Raw genomic sequence first — 15,648 nt, forward strand, 5'->3', positions numbered from 1 at the left:
ATTCGGCGTCGATCGCGCCGGATCATCATCAAGTGCTTGTCACGGAGGTGCCGGATGAATCGACGTTCGAACGAAGGCCGCCGCGTTATCGCAGCCATGCTGGCGATGACCGCGCTCGCGACGGCTCACGCGACGCCCGGCATCAAGGTCCTGTCCGAAGCGCCCAACGACGGCCCGATCAAGTACACGATCAAGATGGCGTCGAAGAACTTCGGCAACGAGCAGGAGACGCGCACGATTCGCTCCGGTCAGACGGACGACTTCACGTGGCAGGGCACGGCGCCAAACGGCGCACAACCTGTACCGGATGCGTGTCTGCAGGTCGCATCGGTGCCGCGCAGCGCGGAAGGCCTGGCCGTGAAGCAGGTGCAGATTCGCTTTGCGCCGGTCATCGCGGATAACGGCGTCGCCAACGTGCAGCTCAGTTTCCGCGCTTACGCGCCGAAGGGGACGAGCAAGGTGACCGTGGGCGGCAAGACGCTGCAATGTCCCGGCGATAACCACCTCAGCCAGATCGTCCGTTTCTCGATGCCCACGTCCACTGGCTCGAAGAAGACGGTCACGCTCGACGACGGTACACAGCTGACCGTCACCGCCAGCCGGAAGTGAGCTAACGACAACCGAGGTGCATTCTGCATGCAACCTTAGCCTGCAACTAACGGTCTGTTAACGCGACCACCCGGCTCGACCAGCACAGCCACGCTTGGCACACTTCCTGCGACTCAACACGATGCGCAATGCGCCGCATCCCCATGTTCGGCGCAATCATCGACCGTTCCGACAGCGAGGTGCCCGCGATGCCGCACATGATCTGGAAAGGCGCGATCAGCTTCGGGCTGGTCCACGTCCCCGTGCAACTTTATCCGGCCACGCAGTCGGAGAAAGTCGGCTTCAATCTGCTCGACAAGCGCTCGATGGATCCCATCGGCTACAAGCAGATCAACAAGAACACCGGCAAGGACGTCACGCGCGACAACATCGTGCGCGGATTCGAATACGAGAAGGGCAAGTATGTGGTGATGACCGATGCGGAAATCCGCGCGGCCAATCCCGAGTCGACGCAGACGGTCGATATCCTCTCGTTCGTCGATGCGCCCGAAATCTCGTTCCTGTCGCTCGATACGCCGTACTACCTCGCGCCCGATCGCAAAGGCGAGAAGGTCTATGCGCTGCTGCGCGACGCATTGAAGGACACCGGCAAGGTCGGCATTGCCAGCGTCGTCCTGCATAACAAGCAGCATCTGGCGGCGCTGATCCCGGTCGGTCCCGCGCTCGCGCTCAACACCTTGCGCTGGGGCGACGAAGTTCGCGATTTCTCCCAGTTCACGTTTCCCGATGAGGACACGAAGAAAGCAGGCGTCACGCCGAAGGAACTGGATATGGCCAAGCGCCTCATCGACGACATGAGCGATTCCTGGGACCCGACGAAGTATCACGACACGTTCCGCGACGACATCATGAAGCTCGTCGACCAGAAGGTGAAGGAAGGCAAGATCGCCGAAGTGATGAAGTTCGAGGAAGGCGGCGAAGAGAAGGCGAGCGCGGACATCCTCGATCTGTCGGAACTGCTCAAGCGCAGCCTCAAGAGCGGCGGCGCGGCGAAGGGCGGCAAGGCGTCGCGAGCGAAAGACGATTCGGGCGATGACGCCAGCGAGGAACCGGCGCGGCCGGCGCGCAAGACGGCGCGTCGCAAGCGAGCCTGACAGCGATGATCCGCAATCCATGAAAGCACCGGTAAAGGAGCCTTCACGACGATGACGGCCAAGCTCGAAACCTATCAACGCATGCGGCGCTTCAATGAGACGCCGGAGCCATCGGGACAGAAGTCCGTCGCGCGCCGGGCGTCGCGCACGAAAAAGCCCGTAAAACAGGCACTTTCCTTCGTCATCCAGGAACACGACGCCCGTCGCCTGCACTATGACTTTCGTCTCGAACTCGACGGCACGCTGAAGTCGTGGGCGGTGCCGAAAGGACCGAGTCTCGATCCATCGGTGAAACGGCTGGCGGTGCATGTCGAAGATCATCCGATCGATTACGGCTCGTTCGAAGGCGATATTCCCGAGGGCAATTACGGCGCGGGCAGCGTCATCGTGTGGGATCGCGGGACGTGGGCGCCGCAGACGGGCGGCCCCGAAGACGCTGCGCGCGAGTACGAAAAGGGCAAGCTCAAGTTCATCCTCGACGGCGAGAAGCTGCAAGGCGGCTGGACGCTCGTGCGGAGTCACATGCGCGGCAGCGGCGACAAGGAGCAATGGTTTCTCATCAAGGAACGCGACAATGAAGCGCGTCCCGAAGCCGAATACGACGTACTCCTGAAGAAGCCGGGCAGCGTGTTGTCCGATTCGCTCGGCGCGCGGCTGGAGAACGGCGAGCTGCGCGATCGCACCGAGCGCAAGGCGCAGCCGGCATCGCGGCGAACGGTTGCGCGTGCCGCGAAGGCCGCGAGCGACAAGGCCGATGGTCACGCGCATCCGGATATCGTCGCGACACGTAATGCAGAATCGTTGCGCGCGCTCTCGCATGATCCGGCCATCGAAGGCGCGACTAAAGCGAAGCTGCCCGCGCTTCTTAAGCCGCAACTCGCCACACTCGTCGACGCCGCGCCACCCAGCGACGAATGGACCTATGAAATCAAGTTCGATGGCTATCGCGTGCTTGCGCGCATCGAGCAATCGAACGGCAAGCGCGATATCCGCATCTTCACGCGCAACGGCAACGACTGGACCGCCAAGTTTCCAAAGCAGGTGAAGGCGCTCGAAAAGCTGGATATCGACAGCGGCTGGCTCGATGGCGAAGCCGTCGTGCTCGACGATCGCGGACTGCCGGATTTTCAGGCGCTGCAGAATGCGTTCGATGTCGGCCGTCCGCAAGGCATCGTCGTGTACTTCTTCGATCTGCCTTTCCTCAACGGCTATGACTTGCGCAACGTGCCGCTCGTGCAGCGCCGCGCGTTGTTGAAGGCGATCGTCGAACCCGTCGGCGATGCCGCGCTGCGCTATTCCGAGGACTTCGCCTTCAGCGCCGACGATCTGTTGAAGAGCGCCTGCGACATGTCGCTGGAAGGGATCATCGGCAAGCGCATCGACAGCACGTATGTATCGGGGCGCAGCAATTCGTGGATCAAGCTGAAGTGTCGGCGGCGGCAGGAGTTCGTCGTGTGCGGCTATTCGGAGCCTTCGGGAAGCCGCGGGCAGTTCGGTGCGCTGCTGCTCGGCGTGTATGACGGCAAGGGCAAGCTGCAATACGCGGGGCGCGTCGGCAGCGGCTTCGATCATGCGACGCTCGTCGCGGTGAAGAAGGAACTTGACAAGCGCGAGACCGATCGCATGCCTTTCGAGCGCGAGCCGCAGGAGCGCAGCCGGACGCCCGTGCACTGGGTAAAGCCGGAACTCGTGGCTGAATGCAATTTCGCGGAATGGACCAAGGAGCGCATCGTGCGACAAGCATCGTTCGTCAGTCTGCGTGACGACAAACCGGCGCGGCAGATCGTGAAGGAAGAGCCAGCATCGGCGAAAAAAGTAGAAGCGGAAGTCGAGGAAGACACGGCTAAAAAGCCTAAAGCGCGCAAGACGGCGGCGCGCAAATCCGCTGCGAAGGAAGCGCCGGCGAAACCCGCGCCGAAGACGCGTTCCAAAGCGAACACGAGCGAAATCGAAGGCGTGAAGATCAGCCACCCGGATCGGGTGATCGACAAATCCACTGGCCTCACGAAGCTCGATGTCGTCGAGTATTACGCGTCGATCGCCGAATGGATGTTGCCGCATCTTCACGACCGGGCCGTGTCGCTGGTGCGCGCGCCGGACGATATCAGCGGCGAGCTGTTCTTTCAGAAGCACAGCGCGAGACTGGCGATTCCGCATATCACGCAGCATCCGGATGCCGACCCCGAGCATCCGCCGTTGTTGACCGTCGAATCGGCGCAGGCGCTCGTCGGCACCGCGCAGATGGGCACGATCGAATTGCATACGTGGAACTCGCTAGTGTCGAACATCGAGAAGCCGGATCGCATGGTGTTCGATCTCGATCCGGGCGAGGGCGTCGGCTGGGATCGCATGCTCGAAGCCGCGAAACTCACGCGCGATTTGCTGCAAGAACTCGGGCTCACGTCGTTCTGCAAGACGAGCGGCGGCAAGGGCGTGCACGTGGTCGTGCCGCTCGCAAAACAGGCCGGCTGGGATGAAATGAAGGCGTTCTCACAGGCGGTCGCGCAGCATATGGCGAAGACGCTGCCGAAGCTGTTCTCGGCCAAGATGGGCATGCAAAACCGGCGCGACAAGATCTTCATCGACTATCTGCGCAACAATCGCGGCTCCAGCACGGTCTGCGCGTTTTCGTTGCGCGCCCGGCCAGGCATGGGCGTGTCGATGCCCATCCGCTGGGACGAACTCGACGAGACCACGAGCGGCGATCAATGGAACATCGGCAACGCGCGCGCACGCATGGACGCGCTCGCCGCCGATCCGTGGGAAGGCTATGCGAAGGCGCGTCAGCGGCTCACCGTGCAGATGAAAAAGCGGCTGGGTATCGGCGGGTAAGGGCGTCGGTCAACCTGAACACATCAACGCAAACTCTGGACATCGACATGAAAACGACGAACGAATCGCCCAAGGACGAAATCGACGAAGATGCCGCCAAGCCGCCGCTGCCGCACGAAACGGATCAAAGCGCGCAGTCGCAGGAGGAAGCGGAGCCGCGCGATATCGGCAAGCAGGCGCATGAAGACATCGAGCGCGGACTCGTCGACACCGACCGGCGCGGCAATCTCGATGGCGACGGCCAGCCGAAGCAATGAACCAACCAGTGAATTTTTTCGACACGAGGAGGGACCGGATGCGAGCGTTGCGCATGACATGGCGGCGGCCGGTTGCGTAGAATGATTCGCTATTCACGAAAAGCGCGCCACGCCGCACGCTTTTACCGATTCAAGCGACGCTCACACGCGTCCGACCGGTAAGCCCTTCCTATCAGTACGCCTTTCGCGGTATCGCCGGCGCCGCAGCCGATACGATCAAACAATGCAACATGACCTTCTGTCCCGCCTGAAGAACGAAACTGCCGCGTGCCACACACGGCTGGAGAACTCGCTCGATCTGATGCGCGACGATCTGCAGCGCGACGAATACGTCGCCCTTCTGCAACGCTTCTATGGCTATGTCGCGCCGTGGGAGGATGCGATCGGCGCGCACATGCCTGCAGCGTTGCACGCGTTCTTCGACGAGCGCCGCAAGACGCCGCTGCTCGCTGCCGATCTCGCCGCATTGACGGGCGAGCGCGTCGCTCACGATGCGCTTCTCCTCGCCGATGCCAGCCACGACCTGCCGCGCGTCGACGGTATCGGTGCAGCGTTCGGCTCGATGTACGTGATGGAAGGCTCGACGCTCGGCGGACGTTTCATCGCGCCGCATGTCGCACGCTTGCTGCAACTGCAGCCGGGCATCGGCAACCGCTACTTCGACGGCTACGGCGCGCGCACCGGCAGCATGTGGAACGCTTTCCGCGAAACCGCCGTGTCCACGGTCCCCGAAGCGCAGTACGACGCGGCCGTCACCGCGGCCATCGCCACCTTCGAAAGCCTGCAGTCCTGGCTGTGCGGGGAGCCGCTGGAAGCGCGGGCGTCATCCGGAGCCGCCGCATGAGCGATAACCCCGGCGCGCGACGCGCTCCGAACGAGGGCGAGGCGAAAAGCGCAGGCCCGCCCGACGCCGAAGCGCGCCGCCGCACGCTCGATTCGGGCATCGCCGGCGAGGATTGCGCCGCTGAACCGATCCATATTCCCGGCGGCATCCAGCCGCACGGTTACCTGCTCGTCATCGACGAACGCAGCGCCGATGCGGCCGGCCCGCGCATCGTGCAGGCGAGCGAAAACATCGCGGCGCTCACGGGCGACAGTGTCGACGCGCTGCTCGGCAAGCCGCTCGATGCGCTCGTCGATGCGCAGGGCGCACAGCGCATCATGCAGGCGGCAACGACGATGGAAGTGGAGGACTCGCCGCTTTACGTCGGCTCGATCCACATGCAGCGTAGCGGCGCCGTTCGTCTCGACGTCACCATCCATCGGCACGACGGCGCGCTGATCGTCGAGATGGAAGCGGCGACGCAGTCCGGAGATTCCGCCTTCTTGCCGATGTATCCGCTGGTGCGAACGTTTGCGCGCGGCCTACAGAATGCGCAGACGGTGCAGGAACTCGCCGAGCTTGCCGTGCGCGAAGTGCGGGCGATCAGTGGCTTCGGCCGCGTGATGCTCTACAGTTTCGACGCACAAGGGCGCAGTCACGTGCTCGCGGAAGACCGCGACGCGAGTTACGCGTCGTTCCTGCATCAGTTTTTTCCGGCGTCCGACATTCCGCCGCAGGCTCGGGCCTTGTATCTGCGCAACCGAATCCGCCTCGTCTCGGACGTCGGCTATGTCCCCGCGCGCCTCGTGCCCGAGCGCAATCCCGTCACGGGCCGCGCCACCGATCTGACCTACGCGGCGCTGCGCAGCTTCTCGCCGGTGCATCTGGAATACATGCGCAACATGGGCACGCACGCGTCGATGTCGGTGTCGATCGTCGTGCGCGGCAAGTTGTGGGGGCTCATTTCCTGTCACCATCACGACCCGCGCGAGGTTCCCTTCAGCACGCGGCTCGCAATCGAGCATCTCGGCAACATGCTGTCGCTGCAGATCGAAGCGAAAGAAGAACGCGCCGAGGCCGAATATCTCGCCGAACTGCGTCGCACGATGGCGCGCATGATCGCCGCGATGGGCGAGCAGGAAAGTTTCGTCGCCGGGCTGCGCGGCGTGCCGAAAGACGTGCTGAGTTTCGCGCGTTCGGCGGGCGCGGCCATCGTCATGAACGATCAGATCACGCTGATGGGCGCGACGCCCGACGAAGACACCGTGCGCGCGCTCACCGACTGGCTCGCGGAAAACACGTCGGGCGTCTGGGCGACGGATTCGCTCGCGCGCGAATGGCCGCCGGCGAAGACGCATCAAGACAAGGCGTGCGGCGTTCTCGCGGTGCCCGTGTCGCAGATTTTCCGGAACTACTTGCTGTGGTTCCGGCCCGAGCTGATGCAGACCATCAAGTGGGCCGGCGAGCCCGTCAAGCTGCGGGGTGCGCACGGCGCGAGCGCGCCGCGCACGGACTTCAGCCCGTGGCTCGAAACGGTACGCGGGCATTCCGCGTCGTGGCGTCAGGGCGAGCTGGAAATCGCCAGCGAGTTGCGCGGCGCGCTCCTCAACATCGTGCTGCGCCGCGCCGAGGAACGCGCGGAACTGGCAACCGAACTGGCGCGCGCAAACAAGGAGCTGGAAGCGTTTTCGTATTCGGTGTCGCATGACTTGCGCGCGCCGCTGCGTCACATCGCCGGCTACGGAGACTTGCTGCGCGAGCAGGAAGGCGAGCGCATGTCCGAGAAGAGCCGGCGTTTTCTGAACAACATGCTGGAGTCGGCACGTTTCGCGGGCACGCTCGTCGACGACCTTCTGACCTTCTCGCAAATGGGCCGTGCGGCGCTGCGCCCCGCGCCGGTCGAACTCGGGCAACTCGTGCGTTCGATCGTGCAGGAATTCGAGGCCGACACGCCCGAGCGGCGCATCGAATGGGTCATTCATGACCTGCCGCGCGTCATTGGCGACGCCGCGTTCCTGCAACTCGCGCTGCGCAACCTCATTTCGAACGCGGTGAAATATACGAGAACGCGAGAATCGGCGAAAATTGAGATATTCGCGGCCCGCAGCGGCGATGAGCACATCATCGGCGTGCGGGATAACGGCGTTGGCTTCGACATGAAATACGGGGCCAAGCTGTTCGGCGTGTTCCAGCGGCTGCATCGCGCGGAGGAATTCGAGGGAACGGGGATCGGACTCGCCAACGTGCGGCGCATCATCGAGCGGCACGAAGGGCGCACGTGGGCCGAGGGACGGCTGGGCGAGGGAGCGGTGTTCTACTTCTCCCTCCCGGTCGAGTTCCGCAGCCTGACCGGCCGCGAGGCCGCCCGTCCGTATTCCGCCGCGCCGCCGCAGCGTCAGTAACGAAGTCAACACCAGACCATGCTCAAACCCATACTGCTCGTTGAAGACAATCCGAACGACCTCGAGCTGACCCTCGTTGCGCTCGGCAAGAGCCAGCTCGCCAATGAAGTGATCGTCGCGCGCGACGGTCAGGAAGCCATCGACTACCTGACGAGCGCCGGCGACTGGAAGGACCGCACGCCCGGCAATCCGGCAGTGATTCTGCTCGATCTGAAGCTGCCGAAGATCGACGGTCTCGAAGTGCTCGACATGATTCGCACAAACGCGGCGTTGAAAAGCGTCCCGGTCGTGATGCTGACTTCGTCGCGTGAAGAACAGGACCTGATCCGCAGCTATGAACTCGGCGTGAACGCTTACGTGGTGAAGCCCGTGGAATTCGGGGAATTCGTCGAGGCCATCAGCGATCTCGGCGTGTTCTGGGCCGTGCTCAACGAGCCGCCGCCGGGCTCCACGCGCTTTCGCCGCCCGCTGGCAGGACAATGAACGCTGTGCTCATGCCCGCCATCCCGACGCCATCCGTGCCATCCGTGCGCCCGCTCAATCGCGAGGCCGCCTAGATCATGCAGCCCCTGCAACTGCTTCTCGTCGAAGACAACGCGCTCGATGCGGAGCTGACCATCGCCCAGCTCGAACGCGCCGATTACGTCGTCGAGGCGTCGATCGTCTACGACTCCGCGAGTTTCATCGCCGAACTCGAAGCCCGGCGCTTCGACGTGATCCTCGCCGATTTCGTGATGCCGACGTTCTCCGGCATCGAGGCGCTTTCCATTGCGAGCGAGCGCGCGCCGGATACGCCGTTCATCTTCGTGTCGGGCCTGCTCGGCGAAGAGCACGCGGTCGACATGCTCAAACGCGGCGCGACCGATTACGTGCTCAAGCAGCGCCTGCAGCGGCTGCCCGCCGTCGTGCGCCGCGCGATGCGCGAATCCGCGGAGCGTGCGCAGCGCATCGCGGTGGAACGGGCGCTGCGCGAAACGGAAACGCATTTCCGTTTGCTGATCGACGCGCTCAAGGACTACGCCGTCATCACGCTCGACCCGGAAGGGCGTATCCGCACCTGGAACGCGGCGTCCGAGCGCATTCTCGGTTTTCCGCCGCAGGACGTGCTTGGGCAATCGGCGAGCATCTTCTATAGCCACGACGACCGCGAAGCCGGCGTGTTCGACAACGAACTGGAAACGGCGCGGCGCGAAGGCAGCGCTTCCGATGATCGCTGGCTATGGCGCAAGGACGGCCATTCGTTCTTCGCGTCCGGCGTGACGACCGCCATCCGCACCGAGCAGAACGAACTCATCGGCTTCTCGAAGATCGTGCGCGACGCGACCGACGCCCACATGGCCGCCGACGCGCTGCGGCTCGCGAAGGATCAGGCGGAATCCGCGAATCGCGCGAAGGATCACTTCCTTGCGGTGTTGTCGCACGAATTGCGCACGCCGCTCACGCCGATTCTCGCCGCCGTGCGTCTGCTGGAGATGAAACACCCGCTGCCGCGCGAGGCGCATCCGACGCTCGACCTGATCCGCCGCAACGTCGAACTGGAAGCGCGGCTGATCGACGATCTGCTCGACCTCACGAGCATCGCGCGGGGCAAGCTCAGTCTGAATTTCGCGAGCGTCGCGCTGGACACGCTGCTGACGAGCGCGCTCGACATGTCCGAAGCCGATCTGCGCGCAAAGAATCTCACGCTCGAAACGAAATTCGACGCGACGCGCTTCGTCGTCTCGGGCGATGCCGCGCGGCTGCAGCAGATCGCCTGGAATCTGATGAAGAACGCGGTGAAGTTCACGCCTGCGGGCGGGCGCATCGAGGTGCGGGCGTGGAATCCGGACGATGCGACCATTGCGGTGTCGGTGACGGACAGCGGTATCGGCATCAGCGCCGAAGCGTTGCCGCGCATCTTTTCGGCATTCGAACAAGCCGACGATTCGATCACCCGCTCGTTCGGCGGCCTCGGCCTCGGACTCGCCATCGCGAGCACGCTCGCACAGAAGCACGGCGGCACGTTGTCCGCCTACAGCGATGGCCGCGATCAGGGCGCGCGCTTCACGCTCACACTGCCGCTTGCCCGCGTGCAGCCGGCGCACGAGGCCGCGCCGCTGCCGCAGGCCGCGCAGCAGGAGCCGGGCAGCGCGCTCAGAGTGCTGCTCGTGGAGGACAACGAGCAAACGTCGTCGGCGATGGCCGAGGTGCTCGATATGCTGGGCCACGACATCACCGTCGCGACGACCGTCGCCGATGCGCTCGCGTGCGCGAAGCGCGGTACCTTCGATCTGCTCGTGAGCGATATCGGCTTGCCGGACGGCAGCGGCCTCGACATCGCGCGGGCATGGACGACGCTCCAGCCGGGGCGGCCGTCAGTGGCGATCACCGGATACGGCATGGACGAGGACATTCGTCGCTGCCGCGAAGCCGGATTTCGCGATCATCTGACGAAGCCCGTCAACTTTGCGCGGCTCGAGGCACTGATTCAATCGCTCGCGGATGAACTCACGCGATAGACCTATGTGAAAAATTGCGCTCCGTGCACGGAACGATGTCGATTGGCGGCATGCTTGCTCGTCGTAGTTTGACCGTTTCTTCAACCCGTCACGGAGCCGATATGCCGCAATCCCCCGTCAAAGCCATTCCCGAAGACATGCACTCGCTGACCCCGCACATCGTGTGCGCGGGCGCGGCCGAGGCCATCGAGTTCTACAAGCGCGCGTTCGACGCGATCGAACTGGGACGTCTGCCCGGTCCCGACGGGAAGCTGATGCACGCGATGATCCGGATCGGCGATTCGGTGCTGATGCTCGTCGACGAGAATCCCGACTTCGGCCTGCTCGGCGCGACGGCGCTCAAGGGCTCGCCGGTCATCATCCATCTGTATGTCGAGGACGCCGACGCCACCGTGAAGCAGGCCGAAGCCGCCGGGGCGCGCGTGATCATGCCGGTTGCCGAAATGTTCTGGGGCGATCGTTACGGGCGTCTCGAAGATCCGTTCGGGCATCAATGGTCGGTCGCGACGCATGTGCGCGATGTCAGTCCCGCCGAGATGCAGAAGGCGACGTGCGGTCATCGCGAATGACGCGCGCAGCTTGTCGATGAACATCACGAAGGAGGAGCGCATGAACAAGATCTCGCCCTGTCTCTGGTTCGACGGCACTGCGCAGGAGGCCGTGGACTTCTATGTCAGCGTGTTCAGGAACGCGCGCATCACCAACACCTTGCTGCATAACGAAGCGAGTCCGGGGCCGGTCGGCTCCCTGCTTGCCGTAGAGTTCGAACTCGACGGCGAAGCCTTCCTCGCGCTCAACGGCGGGCCGGAGTTCCAGTTCACGCCGGCCATTTCGATGTTCATCCAGTGCGATGATCAGGCGGAGATCGACCACTACTGGGACAAACTGCTCGACGGCGGTCAGGCGATGGCGTGCGGCTGGCTGACGGACCGCTTCGGCGTGACGTGGCAGATCGCGCCTCGCCGGTTGATCGGCATGCTTCGGGATCCGGACCCGGCAAAGGCCAATCGCACGATGGCGAAGATGCGGGAGATGATCAAGCTGGATATCGCGGCGCTGGAGCGGGCGTATCGCGGAGAGTGATCAGTTGCGCCGGTTCTTGCGCTGCCGCTCGATCAGCTTGCTCGACATGAACCGGTGGTCCGGCGAGAACAGCCGCCGGTAAGTCAGCACGACGGCCGCGACCACGCCCAGCCCCGATGCCGCCGCGATCAGAAACATGATGACGATCTGATACCGCACCGCCTGCAACGGCGATTGCCCGGCGAGCACCTGGCCGGTCATCATCCCCGGCAGGCTCACGAGGCCGACGACGGCCATCTGGTTGAGCGTCGGAATCATGCCCGCGCGCACCGCCTGGCGCGCGGGCCCTTGCGCCGCTTCCCAGCGCGTCGCGCCGAGCGCAAGCGACATCTCGACGGCTGCGCGTCCCGCCGTCAGCTCCTCTGTCATGCGTTCGATGCCGAGCGATACGCCCGTCAGCGTATTGCCGAGGATCATGCCGAGTATCGGAATCGCGTATTGCGGCTCGTACCACGGATGGATGCGAATCACCGCGAACAGGCCGAACGCGCCGATCAGCCATGAACTGCCCCATATCGAGACAAGGCTGTCCATGCGCTGGCCCGCATACGTGCGCCGCCCGCGATTCGACGCCGCGAGGCCGGCGATCACCGTCATGAGGGCCATCAGCGGCAGCACGACGGTCCAGCGGCTGAACGCGAACACCCAGCCGAGCACATAGCCGATCAGAAGCAACTGCACGACAGTGCGGATCGCTGCAATAAGGAGCCGCCGCTCCAGTCCTAGCCTGAGCGCCACCGAGAGCGCGCCGTTTACGACGATCAATGCCGCCGCGAGGCCGATATCAAAGAGACTCAGGTTTTGATAGCCCGTCATTGCGCGCGCTCCGGATCGGTCAGCAGGCCCGCAGTCATCGTGAGGTGCCGCGTCGCCACGCGGCGGGCCTGCTCCATATCGTGCGATACCCAGACGCACGCCCGCGCGCCGCCATCGAACCAGTCGCGGACGAGCGCCTCGATTGCGCGCGCCGAAGCCGGATCGAGCGAGGCGGTCGGTTCATCGAGCAAGAGCACGTCGGGTGCAAGTTGCAGCACGCGCACGAACGCGGCGATCTGCGCCTCGCCGCCCGATAGCTCGCTCGCGGGTTTGTCCAGAAAATCAGCGTCGCGCCCGGCCGCATGAGCGAGCCGCGCGGCGGCGTCGCGATCGAAGCGAACATCGCGGTAGGCCTTGAGCGTGAACGGGTAACGCAGGTTGTCCTCGACGCTGCCATCGAGCATCGCGGGCCGCTGCGCGATATACGCGACATGCCGCCGATACGCCGGAATGCCCGTCCGCGCGATGCGTTCGCCTCGCCATGTGATGAAGCCCTCGTCGCATGGATCGAGCAGCGCGAGCGCGCGCAGGAAGACGCTCTTGCCGGAACCCGACGGCCCGGTGATCGACACGCGCTGTCCCGCGTCGAGCGTGAAGTCGGTGGGATGCAACAGCAACGTTCCGCGCGCCGCGTCACGGCGCACGATCCCGTTCGCCGCGACGAGCGCCACGGAGGAATTTGGCATTCGTTCGATGGGAGAATTTTTAGTGTGGCGTCATCTTACGCGCGATGGTTGCGCATAAAGCGGGCATGGCTTGTGCTCGCGCAACGTCAATCAGCAAAAAAGGATGGAGCCGATATGGCGCAAGCCCCAACCGCCGGGAGAAATGGCAAGAAGGTCGGCAAGATCGTCGCATGGATCTTCGCCATCCTCGCGATTCTGATTGCGATCCTCGTGGTCATTTTTCTGACGTTCGACTGGAACCGTCTGCGTCCCTGGGTCGATGACAAGGTCACGCAGGCCATCGGCCGGCAGTTCCATATCACCGGCGATCTGAAGGTCGGCTGGCGGCGGCCGCCGAACGAAACGGGCTGGAAACGCTGGGTGCCGTGGCCGCGCTTCTCGGCCGAGAAGATCACCATCGCCAATCCCGACTGGGCGCGCCAACAGCATTTCGCGACGCTCGATGAAATCGACTTCCAGGTGGCCGTGCTGCCCTTGCTTGCGCACGATATCGTCATTCCTGCGATCAACCTGGTGAACCCGTCCGTCGATATCGAGCGGCTCAAGGACAATCGGAACAACTGGACGTTCAAGTTCAAGCAGTCGACCGAGCCGTCGACGTGGAACCTGAAGCTCGGTGACATCTCGCTTTCCAAAGGCATGATCGCCGTGCGCGACGAGGTGACGAAGGCGGATATGAATATCGTCGTCGATACGCTCGGGCAAGCCGTGCCGATCGGCGAAGTGATGAAGCAACAGGAAGCGGCATCGGCGAAGTCGTCGGCGGAAATGGTCGGCAAGGGCGGAGCCGCGAAGCTCGAGAAGCAGGCCGATGCGGCGGCGGCGTCTGAAGCGTCGGCGGCATCGGCTGCGTCGGCGGCCGCGGCGGCGAATGCCTCGGCGCCGAATCCGGCGAGCACGTCGGCGCAGCAAAGCATCACGACGAAGAACGCGGAGAAGCCGCCCGTTCCGCCATACGCGTTCGGCTGGACCGCGAAGGGCACGTACAACGGCGGCAAGGTGTCGGGCGAGGGCAAGCTCGGTGGCGTGCTCGCCGTGCAGGATGCGAAGCGCCCGTTCCCCGTGCAGGCCGACGTGCGTCTCGGCGATACGCATATTGCATTCGTCGGCACCGTCACCGATCCGGCGCATCTCGCCGCGCTCGATCTGCGTCTTTGGGTGCAGGCCGTCAGCATGGCGCATCTCTATCCGTTCACGGGCGTCACGCTGCCCGAAACGCCGCCATTCGCGACGGAGGGCCGCCTGACCGGGCAGTTCCGCGAAGAGGGCAATGTCTTCCATTATGAGAACTTCACCGGACGCGTAGGCGGCAGCGATATCAACGGCTCGCTCGTCTATGCGGCGAGGAAGCCGCGCCCGCTGCTGCAGGGCGAACTGGTTTCGCATCTGCTGCAGTTCTCCGATCTCGCACCGATCATCGGCGCGGATTCGAACGCGAGCAAGGCGAAGCGCGGCGAGACCGAGAAGCAGCCGTCCGCGAAGGCGTTGCCGACCGAGGAGTTCAAGACGGATCGCTGGAAGGCCATCGACGCCGATGTGAAGTTCACCGGCCAGCGCCTCATCAAGGACCCGAAGCTGCCGATCACCGATCTCTACACCCACGTCATCATGAAGAACGGCGTGCTGTCGCTGGAACCGTTGAAGTTCGGCGTCGCGGCCGGGACGTTTGCATCCAACATTCACCTGGACGGCAGCACTGCGCCGCTGAAGGGCAAGTTCTCGGCTGAAGCGCGGCATCTGAAGCTGAAGCAGCTTTTCCCGACGAACAAGACGATGCAGTCCGCGCTCGGCGAGATCAACGGCGATGCGGCGCTTTCCGCGACCGGCAATTCGCCCGCGACACTTGCGGCGACATCGAATGGCGAAGTGAAGGCGCTCGTCACGCAGGGCACGGTGAGCCGGCTGTATATGGAAGCGGCGGGCCTGAACGTGGCGAACGTCGTCTATGAGAAGCTTTTCGGCAAGCGCGACGTGAACATCAATTGCGCGGCGGCGGACTTCGTCGTGACGGATGGCGTACTGGATTCGCGCGTGTTCGCACTCGATACCGACGATGCGGTCATCAATGTCGACGGCCACATCAACCTGAAGAGCGAGGACATGGATTTGAACATCCATCCTCATACGAAAGGCTTCCGCGTGTTTTCGCTGCGTTCGCCGCTCTACGTCAAGGGCACGTTCAAGGATCCGAAGGTCGGCGTGAACGTCGGGGCGCTGGCGGTCCGAGGCGGTGCGGCGGTCGGGCTCGGGCTCATCAATCCGTTCGCCGCGCTGATTCCGCTTATCGCGCCGAGCAACAACAAGCCGCTGCCCTGCAACCAGATGCTTGCGGACATCCGCAAGGCGCCGACCGCGCCGCCGGCGGGCCAGAAGCAGAAGGCGAAGGCAGCGCCGGCGTATATGTCATCGGATGCGGCGGCGAGCGGCGCCGCCGCGCAGGGAGCGGGAAAGTCAACGAAGAAGCCCGCGGCGCCAGTGGGGGCGAGTGCGGCGCAGTATCGGGGGAGTTGAGGCTGTCGGATGCTGAGAAGGGCTGAGCGCGGTCCCG

The 15,648-nt window shown here is 64.0% G+C and carries 13 protein-coding genes; 11 read left to right on the forward strand and 2 right to left on the reverse strand.

Features of this window, described 5'->3' with window-relative positions; all coding sequences use genetic code 11:
- The first annotated feature begins 54 nt into the window (after positions 1-54).
- The 10 genes from LDZ21_RS06235 to LDZ21_RS06280 all read left to right on the forward strand — a co-directional run bounded on the left by LDZ21_RS06235 (position 55) and on the right by LDZ21_RS06280 (position 11,598).
- On the forward strand, positions 55-609 hold the full coding sequence (locus LDZ21_RS06235; protein WP_244794639.1) for a DUF6013 family protein: 555 nt from the start codon (positions 55-57) through the stop codon (positions 607-609).
- 188 nt (positions 610-797) lie between these two features.
- Positions 798-1,703 (forward strand): non-homologous end joining protein Ku, encoded by a 906-nt coding sequence (ku, locus tag LDZ21_RS06240; protein WP_244794779.1) that lies wholly within the window; start codon positions 798-800, stop codon positions 1,701-1,703.
- Positions 1,704-1,754: 51 nt separating this feature from the next.
- Positions 1,755-4,535 carry a DNA ligase D gene (gene ligD, locus LDZ21_RS06245; protein ID WP_244794640.1) on the forward strand — a complete coding sequence of 927 codons (2,781 nt, stop codon included), beginning with the start codon at positions 1,755-1,757 and terminating at the stop codon, positions 4,533-4,535.
- A gap of 47 nt (positions 4,536-4,582) precedes the next feature.
- Positions 4,583-4,792, forward strand: coding sequence for a hypothetical protein (locus tag LDZ21_RS06250; RefSeq protein WP_244794641.1), 210 nt, complete (start codon positions 4,583-4,585; stop codon positions 4,790-4,792).
- 223 nt (positions 4,793-5,015) lie between these two features.
- Positions 5,016-5,636 (forward strand): biliverdin-producing heme oxygenase, encoded by a 621-nt coding sequence (locus LDZ21_RS06255; protein ID WP_244794642.1) that lies wholly within the window; start codon positions 5,016-5,018, stop codon positions 5,634-5,636.
- Positions 5,633-8,017: an ATP-binding protein gene (locus LDZ21_RS06260; protein WP_244794643.1), complete on the forward strand. Its 2,385-nt coding sequence runs from the start codon at positions 5,633-5,635 to the stop codon at positions 8,015-8,017. The genes LDZ21_RS06255 and LDZ21_RS06260 overlap by 4 nt, the downstream gene beginning before the upstream one ends.
- 18 nt (positions 8,018-8,035) lie before the next feature.
- A complete protein-coding gene (locus tag LDZ21_RS06265; protein ID WP_035966139.1) occupies positions 8,036-8,500 on the forward strand; it encodes a response regulator in 465 nt (154 codons plus the stop codon).
- 77 nt (positions 8,501-8,577) lie between these two features.
- Positions 8,578-10,515 (forward strand): hybrid sensor histidine kinase/response regulator, encoded by a 1,938-nt coding sequence (locus tag LDZ21_RS06270; protein WP_244794644.1) that lies wholly within the window; start codon positions 8,578-8,580, stop codon positions 10,513-10,515.
- A gap of 101 nt (positions 10,516-10,616) precedes the next feature.
- Positions 10,617-11,084 carry a VOC family protein gene (locus LDZ21_RS06275; RefSeq protein WP_244794645.1) on the forward strand — a complete coding sequence of 156 codons (468 nt, stop codon included), beginning with the start codon at positions 10,617-10,619 and terminating at the stop codon, positions 11,082-11,084.
- A 40-nt stretch (positions 11,085-11,124) separates the two neighbouring features.
- A complete protein-coding gene (locus LDZ21_RS06280; protein WP_244794646.1) occupies positions 11,125-11,598 on the forward strand; it encodes a VOC family protein in 474 nt (157 codons plus the stop codon).
- Here LDZ21_RS06280 and LDZ21_RS06285 read toward each other — a convergent pair whose 3' ends face one another.
- Positions 11,599-12,414 carry an ABC transporter permease gene (locus tag LDZ21_RS06285; RefSeq protein ID WP_244794647.1) on the reverse strand — a complete coding sequence of 272 codons (816 nt, stop codon included), beginning with the start codon at positions 12,412-12,414 and terminating at the stop codon, positions 11,599-11,601. It lies immediately after the preceding gene.
- Entirely contained in the window at positions 12,411-13,100 is a 690-nt protein-coding gene (locus LDZ21_RS06290) for an ABC transporter ATP-binding protein (protein WP_244794648.1), read from the reverse strand. Before LDZ21_RS06290 ends, LDZ21_RS06285 begins: the two co-directional genes overlap by 4 nt.
- A 114-nt stretch (positions 13,101-13,214) precedes the next feature.
- On the opposite strand from LDZ21_RS06290, the gene LDZ21_RS06295 reads away from it, so the two are divergent.
- Positions 13,215-15,611: an AsmA family protein gene (locus tag LDZ21_RS06295; protein WP_244794649.1), complete on the forward strand. Its 2,397-nt coding sequence runs from the start codon at positions 13,215-13,217 to the stop codon at positions 15,609-15,611.
- Positions 15,612-15,648: the final 37 nt, after the last annotated feature.

It is taken from the genome of Caballeronia grimmiae (assembly GCF_022879615.1).
GTDB classification, from domain to species: Bacteria; Pseudomonadota; Gammaproteobacteria; order Burkholderiales; family Burkholderiaceae; genus Caballeronia; species Caballeronia grimmiae.

Bases quoted from the DNA above. Each gene is read 5' to 3' on its own strand.
- LDZ21_RS06235 (WP_244794639.1), top strand. From the start codon at position 55: ATGAATCGACGTTCGAACGAAGGCCGCCGCGTTATCGCAGCCATGCTG.
- ku (WP_244794779.1), top strand. From the start codon at position 798: ATGCCGCACATGATCTGGAAAGGCGCGATCAGCTTCGGGCTGGTCCAC.
- ligD (WP_244794640.1), top strand. From the start codon at position 1,755: ATGACGGCCAAGCTCGAAACCTATCAACGCATGCGGCGCTTCAATGAG.
- LDZ21_RS06250 (WP_244794641.1), top strand. From the start codon at position 4,583: ATGAAAACGACGAACGAATCGCCCAAGGACGAAATCGACGAAGATGCC.
- LDZ21_RS06255 (WP_244794642.1), top strand. From the start codon at position 5,016: ATGCAACATGACCTTCTGTCCCGCCTGAAGAACGAAACTGCCGCGTGC.
- LDZ21_RS06260 (WP_244794643.1), top strand. From the start codon at position 5,633: ATGAGCGATAACCCCGGCGCGCGACGCGCTCCGAACGAGGGCGAGGCG.
- LDZ21_RS06265 (WP_035966139.1), top strand. From the start codon at position 8,036: ATGCTCAAACCCATACTGCTCGTTGAAGACAATCCGAACGACCTCGAG.
- LDZ21_RS06270 (WP_244794644.1), top strand. From the start codon at position 8,578: ATGCAGCCCCTGCAACTGCTTCTCGTCGAAGACAACGCGCTCGATGCG.
- LDZ21_RS06275 (WP_244794645.1), top strand. From the start codon at position 10,617: ATGCCGCAATCCCCCGTCAAAGCCATTCCCGAAGACATGCACTCGCTG.
- LDZ21_RS06280 (WP_244794646.1), top strand. From the start codon at position 11,125: ATGAACAAGATCTCGCCCTGTCTCTGGTTCGACGGCACTGCGCAGGAG.
- LDZ21_RS06285 (WP_244794647.1), bottom strand. From the start codon at position 12,414: ATGACGGGCTATCAAAACCTGAGTCTCTTTGATATCGGCCTCGCGGCG.
- LDZ21_RS06290 (WP_244794648.1), bottom strand. From the start codon at position 13,100: ATGCCAAATTCCTCCGTGGCGCTCGTCGCGGCGAACGGGATCGTGCGC.
- LDZ21_RS06295 (WP_244794649.1), top strand. From the start codon at position 13,215: ATGGCGCAAGCCCCAACCGCCGGGAGAAATGGCAAGAAGGTCGGCAAG.